The 7,346-nt window shown below is 71.5% G+C and carries 6 protein-coding genes and 1 pseudogene; 3 read left to right on the top strand and 4 right to left on the bottom strand.

Annotation, left to right across the window (positions count from 1 at the left end; all coding sequences use genetic code 11):
• Both trmB and IQ216_RS09665 read right to left on the bottom strand, forming a co-directional pair.
• The coding region (gene trmB, locus IQ216_RS09670; RefSeq protein ID WP_193815305.1) for a tRNA (guanosine(46)-N7)-methyltransferase TrmB at nucleotides 1-695 on the bottom strand (695 nt) is incomplete at its 3' end.
• A 2-nt stretch (nucleotides 696-697) separates the two neighbouring features.
• A complete protein-coding gene (locus IQ216_RS09665; protein WP_193815304.1) occupies nucleotides 698-2,002 on the bottom strand; it encodes an FIST N-terminal domain-containing protein in 1,305 nt (434 codons plus the stop codon).
• A gap of 58 nt (nucleotides 2,003-2,060) precedes the next feature.
• On the opposite strand from IQ216_RS09665, the gene IQ216_RS09660 reads away from it, so the two are divergent.
• Both IQ216_RS09660 and IQ216_RS09655 read left to right on the top strand, forming a co-directional pair.
• Nucleotides 2,061-2,678, top strand: a complete 618-nt coding sequence (locus IQ216_RS09660; protein WP_193815303.1) for a DUF3177 family protein — start codon at nucleotides 2,061-2,063, stop codon at nucleotides 2,676-2,678.
• Nucleotides 2,668-2,961: a hypothetical protein gene (locus IQ216_RS09655; RefSeq protein WP_193815302.1), complete on the top strand. Its 294-nt coding sequence runs from the start codon at nucleotides 2,668-2,670 to the stop codon at nucleotides 2,959-2,961. Before IQ216_RS09660 ends, IQ216_RS09655 begins: the two co-directional genes overlap by 11 nt.
• A gap of 22 nt (nucleotides 2,962-2,983) precedes the next feature.
• On the opposite strand, the pseudogene ileS reads toward IQ216_RS09655, so the two are convergent.
• A pseudogene (gene ileS / locus IQ216_RS09650) lies at nucleotides 2,984-5,218 on the bottom strand (isoleucine--tRNA ligase); the annotation flags it as partial.
• A gap of 362 nt (nucleotides 5,219-5,580) precedes the next feature.
• Here ileS and IQ216_RS09645 point away from each other — a divergent pair.
• The gene (locus IQ216_RS09645) at nucleotides 5,581-6,336 is read left to right on the top strand and encodes a DUF92 domain-containing protein (RefSeq protein ID WP_193815301.1); all 756 of its coding nucleotides are present in this window, start codon (nucleotides 5,581-5,583) and stop codon (nucleotides 6,334-6,336) included.
• Here IQ216_RS09645 and IQ216_RS09640 read toward each other — a convergent pair.
• On the bottom strand, nucleotides 6,276-7,196 hold the full coding sequence (locus IQ216_RS09640) for a sigma-70 family RNA polymerase sigma factor (RefSeq protein WP_193815300.1): 921 nt from the start codon (nucleotides 7,194-7,196) through the stop codon (nucleotides 6,276-6,278). The two genes, IQ216_RS09645 and IQ216_RS09640, sit on opposite strands and share 61 nt — an antisense overlap.
• Nucleotides 7,197-7,346: the final 150 nt, after the last annotated feature.

Here is a 7,346-nt window from a genome sequence, read left to right as displayed (position 1 = left end):
GAACATGGGTGGCGGGCTGCCGTGGCAATCTCGCCCGGTTGGCGCTCCAGCAGCGGCGGCACTGGCTGGTCATTGCGCCGGTAGAGCACCCGGTAGACCGGCAGGCCCCGGTCCAGCACGAAGCGTTCCCGTTCGGTGGGCACCGGCAGCGGGTTGGTGGGGCGCCAGGGCCGCGGGTCGGCAGCGGGACGTGTGAAGCAGCCGCTCGCCTCAATCAGCGCCACCATCGGCAGCACGACCGCCTCCACATCGCTCTGGATGAACAGCTCCCGGCCCGGCAGCAGCGCACCAGCCAGGGCGTTCAGCAGGGCGGGTTGCAGCACCCGTCGCTTGTGGTGCCGGTGCTTGAACCAGGGGTCGGGGAACTGGATCGAGACGCGCTCCAGTTGCCCCGGCTGCAGCTGGGCCAGCCAGGGTCCCAGACTCACGTTGGCGTTGGCGTAGAGGATCCGCGCCTGAGCCAGCTGAAGGGCCTCGCGCTCGGCCTCGGCGGCCTCCACCAGCGGCAGGCGGATCTCCAGGCCCAGGTAGTTGCGCTGGGGTTCGGCCTCGGCCATGGCCAGCAGAAAGCGGCCACGGGCACAGCCGATGTCGAGATGGATCGGCCGGCTGGGCTGCTCAAACAGCTCAGCTGGCGGTGGCAGCGGCCGGGGAGCCTGGTGGTAGCTGCTGAGGGGGTTGACGTGCTGACGCACCATCAGCCGCCGGCCTCCACGCGGGCGCTGGGCGCTGCGCTGTCGGCACGGGGCACCAGGAAACCCCAGCTGGCGGTGTAGCCGTGCAGATGGGTGCCGCCGGCGATCGGGCCGATCTCGCCGTTGCAGAAGGCTCCGGCCACCGGCAGGGTGCCGAAGGCCTCGCGGCACAGCGTCACATCGCCATCGGCCTCGCCATAGAGCCCCTGGCCCCTGCCCAGGCAGGCGAACAGCAGGGTGGCCAGCGGCTGAGCCTGGCGGTCTCCCTGGCTGGCCAGCAGCTGGCGCAGTTCCTGGCGTGAGGCGGTGGCATCCCTGAGCTGGAACTGCACCTGCTGGCCCACCCGCATCCGCTCCGCCACCGCCACGGCGCCGTTGCGGGGATCCACCCCGATCAGATTGCGCACCAGGAAGGCCGTGGGCTCCTTGGTCTCACTGCTGTCGAGGCTGAAGCTGTTGCGGCCCACGCCGAGGAAGAGGGAGTGCTTCACCAGGTCCCGTTCCTGGGCTGAGAGGCCGATCAGGATGTCCTGCAGGGCGGCCACCGGGCTGTTGCGGCGGCTGTTCTGGCTCACCTCCAGCACCACGTTGCGCTCGGCCTGCTCCACCTCGAAGACCGGGCCGATCGGCCGGCAGCCCTGGGCCACCACTGGATCGATTCCCCAGGCGCCGCCGATCAGACAGCCCACCACGCCGCTGAGCACCTGATCACCGAGCAGGAGCGAGCCGTGGCGGGCGCTGTGCTGGCCGGCGATCCCACCCACCTTCACGGCAGCGGGACAGGCGTAGTCGAGGCCACTGATCAGGTCGTTGATGGCGGGGAAAGCCGGGTCGATCAGCAGCAGCATCGAGTGGGCGGCCCGGGGATCGGGATCACCCAGCAAGGCCAGCCAGGGCTCAGCTGGCCCGTCGAGATCGGGCAGGGCGTCGCCCTGGATCGCGAAGGGCTGCAGCGTCGCCCCCGGCAGCCCCAGCAGCATCAGGCTGATGCCGGGCTCCTGCTCCAGCTCGCAGCTGAGTCCGTCGGCCGGGGTGCCCACCACGCCGCCGCCCAGGCAGCCGAGCCAGTGGCTGGCCCTGAAGCGCTGTTGCAACAGGGGCAGCAGGCGGGGCAGATCGCTGGCGTAGCTGGAGGACACGAACACCAGGGCCAGGTCGGCAGTGCCGACCCCGCGCAGCTGCTGGCTGATCTCCTGAAGACTGCCGTCCAGGGAGGCCTCTCTGGACAGGGCTGTGCGGCACCACGGGGCGTTGGGGCCGGGCCCCTGACGCGGGATCAACCAACGGGGCAGTGAGAACGCAGCCATGGGCGGACCCTATCGCCAGCAGCACATGCGGATAATGGCGCCTTACCGAACCATGCCTGTGCCGGATTCGCTGTACCGCTCCCTGGTGTGGCTGGACGTCCGTTTGGCGGTGTTGTTCACCGTGGGACTGCCGCTGGTGCTGCTGCTCTGGGCCGCCCTGCGGCGGGAGCGGGCGCTGCTGCGGCTGCTGGGGATCTACTGGAAGGTGTCGAGCCTGCTGCTGATCGCGGTGCTGCTGCTCACCGACCGCCGCCCCGCCGGGCTGCTGCTGGCGCTGATCGGCCCTTTGCTGCTGGTGGTGAGCCTCTGGCTGTGGGTGGATCTGAATGAGGAGCTCGCCGACCTGCCCCCCTGGCGGCCGCTGCCGCTGACCCTGCGCATCTGGCGCTGGTCGATCACCTTCTGGGCGCCGCTCAGTGCCCTGTTCAGTGCCACGGCCCTGGGCTGCATGGCCCCCGAGCGGCTGGGAGACGCCCGCTGCCTGGCCTGGCTGCAGGCCCCCCAGGAGCTGCATCGCCATGGGGCCGCCGTGTTCGGCTTCGTGTTCGGGGGGCAGTGGACGCCTGCCGTGGCCGCCTTCGTGGGCTATCTGGGCCTGGTGGGCTACGCCGTGGGCCTGCTGCAGTGGCTGCTGGTGCGCCTGCCGCGCCAGGGGAGGGTGGCCGGTGACTTCTGAGCTGCTGGCCCGCCTGGAAGAGCTCAGCCGCGCCCGGCCGGATCGGGTGCTGCGCCTGCGGGGCAGCCTGGAGGCCGACCCGCTGGAGCTGCTGATCTTCCGGGGTTTCTCCTGCAGCACCACCCACCCCACGGCCTTCGATCCCGACCAGCCCGTGCTGCCGGCCGCCGCCAGCCTGGAGTCGGCTGAGCTGCTCCAGGGTCCTCTGACCCCAGGCTCAGAAGTGGTGCTGGCCGGGCCGCTGCCCGCCAGCGCCTTTCTGGAGCCCCAGGCCTGGCTCTGAGACGCGCCGGCCCTGGGCCCGCTCAGCTCAGGGCGGTCACACAGCGGCCGCAGAGGCTGGGGTGGGCGCTGTACTGGCCGATGTCCTGGGTGTAGTGCCAGCAGCGCTCGCACTTCTGGCCTTCGGCGCGGGCAATCGCCACGCTGATGCCCTGCTCCCGGGCGGCCGCCAGAACGGTGTCGAAGGGGCTGCCGCCGAGCTGCAGGGAGGACACCAGCAGCCAGTCGGCCAGGTTGTCCACCTCGGGGCAGGGGCTCGCCTCCAGCCAGGCCAGGGCCTGGCGCAGGGGGGCGGCGTCGCTGCCGAGTTCCAGGTGCACCTGAGCCTCCAGCGAGGCCCCCAGGCCGTCAGCGCCCCCCTTGGACTCAGGCCCCTTGCCGCCCTGCTTGCGGCAGCTCTCCAGCTGGCGGTTCACCAGGGCACGCAGGGCCAGGATCTGGTCCATGGGCTCCTCCAGGGCCGGCTGGCGCCAGCTGGCCGGCACCGTGGGCCAGCCCCGCTCGAACACCGAGGCCTCCGCCACGGCATAGGGCAGGTTCTGCCAGATGTCTTCAGCCATGTGGCACAGCACCGGGGCGATCAGGCCGGCCAGCCGCTCCACCACCAGGCTCAGCACCGTCTGGCAACTGCGGCGCCGGAACGAGCCTGCCGCGCTCACGTAGAGCCGGTCCTTGGCGATGTCGAGGTACACGTTCGAGAGATCCACCACGCAGAAGTTCTGCAGGGCCTGGAAGAAGCGATAGAACTCGAAGCGCTCGAAATCGGCGGTCACCGCATCGATCAGTGAGGCCGTGCGCTGCAGCATCCAGCCATCCAGCAGGGGCAGCGCGTCGTAGGCCACCGCGTCGCCCCCGGCAGTGGCGGGCCGCGGGTCGAAATCGTGTAGGTTGCCGAGCAGATAGCGGGCCGTGTTGCGCACTTTGCGGTACACATCGGCGAGTTGCTTGACGATGCCTGGGCCCAGCGGCACGTCGGCGGAGTAGTCCACCGAGCTCACCCACAGGCGCAGCACATCGGCGCCATAGGCCGGCTCCTGCTTTTCATTCCTGCCGCCCTCCACCAGCACGGTGGGATCCACCACGTTGCCCAGGGATTTGCTCATCTTGCGGCCCTTCTCATCGAGGGCGAAGCCGTGAGTGAGGACCCGGCGGTAGGGGGCTGTGCCGTTCACCGCCACGGAGGTGAGCAGGCTGCTCTGGAACCAGCCCCGGTGCTGGTCGCTGCCTTCCAGGTAGAGGTCGGCGGGATAGGTGAGCTCCGGGGCCCTCGCCTGGCTGCCGCCCAGGCCGCCCAGCACGCCGGCCCAGGAGGAGCCGGAATCGAACCACACGTCCATGGTGTCGGTGCCCTTGCGCCACTCGGCCGCTTCGGCGGCATAGGCGGGTGGCAGCAGCTCGGCTTCATCGCGCTGCCACCATGCGTCGGCGCCGTGCTCGGCGATCAGGGCCTCGATGTGGGCAAGGGTGTCGGCGTTGAGCAGCACGTCGCCCCGCTGGCGGTGGAAGAACACCGGAATCGGCACCCCCCAGGTGCGCTGGCGCGAGATGCACCAGTCGCCCCGCTCGCCCACCATCGCCTCGATCCGGTTGCGGCCGCTGGAGGGCAGCCACTCCACCGCGGCGATCGCCTCAAGGGCCTGGCTGCGGAAGCCCTCCACGGAGGCGAACCACTGTTCAGTGGCCCGAAAGATGGTGGGTTTCTTGGTGCGCCAGTCGTAGGGGTAGCGGTGCGCGTAACGCTCCTGCTTGAGCAGCAGGCCGCTCTGCTCCAGGGCCGCCAGGATGGCGGGGTTGGCGTCCTTGAGCACGTTGGTGCCCGCGAACGGCCCCGCCTCGGCCGTGAGGGTGCCGGCCTCGTCCACCGGACAGAGCACCGGCAGGCCGTATTTGCGGCCGGTGTTGAAGTCGTCCACTCCGTGCCCGGGGGCCGTGTGCACCAGGCCGGTGCCGGCCTCGGTGGTGATGTAGTCGCCGCCGAGCAGCACGGGGCTGGTGCGCTCCAGCAGGGGATGGCGGTAGCGCACACCCTCCAGCTCGGCCCCCTTGAGCTGCAGCAGGGGCGCCAGGCCCAGGCCGAGGCTGGTCTCCAACTGCTCCCGCAGGGCGCTGGCCACCACCAGATGGCTGGCCCCCGCAGCAGGCCCGCTCGCCTCCCCGGTCGGCTGGCTCACCGCGCACACCGTGTAGTCGAGCCGGCCATTCACCGACACCGCCAGGTTGGCCGGCAGGGTCCAGGGGGTGGTGGTCCAGATCGCCACCGCCAKGCSGCCGGGGGCGCCGTKCYSGMGSCSGCCGCTGCAGCGGCGGGCTGGGCCGASGGCTGAGCGGCGGGCTCGGGAGCGGCGGTGACCTCAGCCGTGCTGGTGCCCTTGGAGCTGGCGGGGGGGGCCTCCGTGATTGCCACCTGCACCGGTTCAGCCTTGGTGTCGCCGGCGCCGGTGAGGTCGAGGAAGAAGGAGCCCTTGCGCTTGAACACCATCGCGACTGAGCCGGCAACATCTGTGGCCGATTATCCATTGGGCCGGCGCCGCCATGGCCTGCTGCTTAGGGCAGTGCAACACATGCTCCCTGCCACACACTGGGGAGCCCCGCCGCGATCCCTCGGCGCCGCCCTGCGTTCGTGTTCGTTCCACCTCCCCAGCAGCCACTCCCCTGGCTGGTCGCCCTGGCGGTCAATGCCGCCCTGATCAGCGCGGCCCAACGGCTGCCTGTGCTCACCCGCGCCGGCTGGATCCATGCCGGCGCCCTCGGCACCGTGTTGTGGGGCTGCCTCGGGCCCCTGGGCTGGCTGGCGGTGGTGGGCTATCTGGCCCTGGGCTCGGCCGTGACCCGGCTGGGCCTGCGCCACAAGCAGCGCGCCGGGCTGGCGGAGGCGCGCGGCGGCCGGCGTGGACCCGAGAACGTGTGGGGCTCGGCGGCTCCCGGCGCCGCCCTGGCCATGCTCACCGCCCTGGCGCCCATGAGCTGGCTGGCACCGTTGCTGGTGGGCTTCGCCGCCAGCTTCGCCGCCAAGCTCGGTGACACCTGTGGCAGCGAGATCGGCAAGCGCTGGGGCCGCCACACCCTGCTGATCACCACCTTGAGGCCCGTACCTCCCGGCACCGAGGGGGCGATCAGCCTGGAGGGCACGGCGGCCAGCCTGCTGGGCAGCGTGGTGATGGCCGCCTGGATGCTCCTGCTGGGCCTGCTGGGCGGCTGGGCAGACGCCGGGCTGGTGGCGGCCGTGGGGCTGCTGGCCACCCTGGTGGAAAGCCTGATCGGTGCCACCCTGCAGCCCCGCCTCGCCTGGCTCAGCAACGAGCTGGTGAATGGCCTTCAGACCACCCTGGCCGCGGTGCTGGCGATTGTGCTCTGGCTCTGGTGGGCCTCGCCCTGAAGCTGGGCCAGCAGCTCACCGCCCCGCTGCCGGCAGTGTTGGGGGGCTAGCCCCAGCTGCCTGGCCAGGTCGCTCCAGGTGAGGCCATCGATCCAGCGGCCTTCCAGGAGCTGCCGGTCCAGGGGCGCGAGGCGGGCAAGGTGTCGGCGCAGCCAGGCGAGCTGGGGATCGTGCTGGTCCGCCGCGTGGTCGCAGGCGGTGCTGGCGGGATCAGCGAGCAGGTCGAGTCGGCACAGCGGGGCGCCCTCGTCGCCATCGCTGCCCAGGGGCGCATCCAGGCTGCTCAGCTGCAGGGCCCGCCGCACCCGGCCGGCCTCCTCCAGCTGGGCCTGCGTGCAGCCCAGGGCGGTGGCCATTGCCGCCAGGTTCAGCGGCGGCAACCCGGCGCTGCGACGCTGCTCCAGCCAGCGATCGGCCCGCTGGTTCAGCTCCCGCAGCCGCCGGGGAGTCTGCAGGGGCTGCAGCCTGTCGCGGCGCTCCATCTGCATCGCGCCCCTGAGGCAGGGCACCGCATAGGTGCTGAGGCTCACCGGGCGGCTGGTGTCAAAGCTGTCCACGGCCCGCACCAGCCCCTCGTAGCCCACGGAGCAGAGGTCGTCGAAGGGCTGGCCGGTGCGGCGGCTTTCGCGCTGGGCCACCATCCGCACCAGGGCCAGGTTGTTCACCACCAGGGCGTTGCGCCAGTGCAGCTGCACCGCCCTGGGCCCGGAGCGGCCCAGCCGCCGCAGCAGGGTGCGGTTGTGGCTGCTGTGGTCAGGAGAGGCGGCCCGCAGCCGGGTGGAAGCGGTGCGGAGAGGAGGGCGGCGCCGAGGGGCGGCAGTGTTGGCCTGCATGGCGGTGGAGCGGGGACGGGGATCCATCTCCACGCTCCGTGGCCTGGCGCCGGACTGGCTCGCCGCCGGGAGTGATTCGCTCTCACCCGAATGGGTGAGGCGCGGCTGCCGAGGTCAGTCCAGCCCAGCTGTTGAGGGCGGGCCACTCGCGCAGGCGACGAAACACCTCCGCATGGC

The sequence above is a fragment of the Cyanobium sp. LEGE 06143 genome, assembly GCF_015207535.1.
Lineage (GTDB): Bacteria > Cyanobacteriota > Cyanobacteriia > PCC-6307 > Cyanobiaceae > NIES-981.
This window is presented reverse-complemented; position numbering and strand designations above follow the sequence as displayed.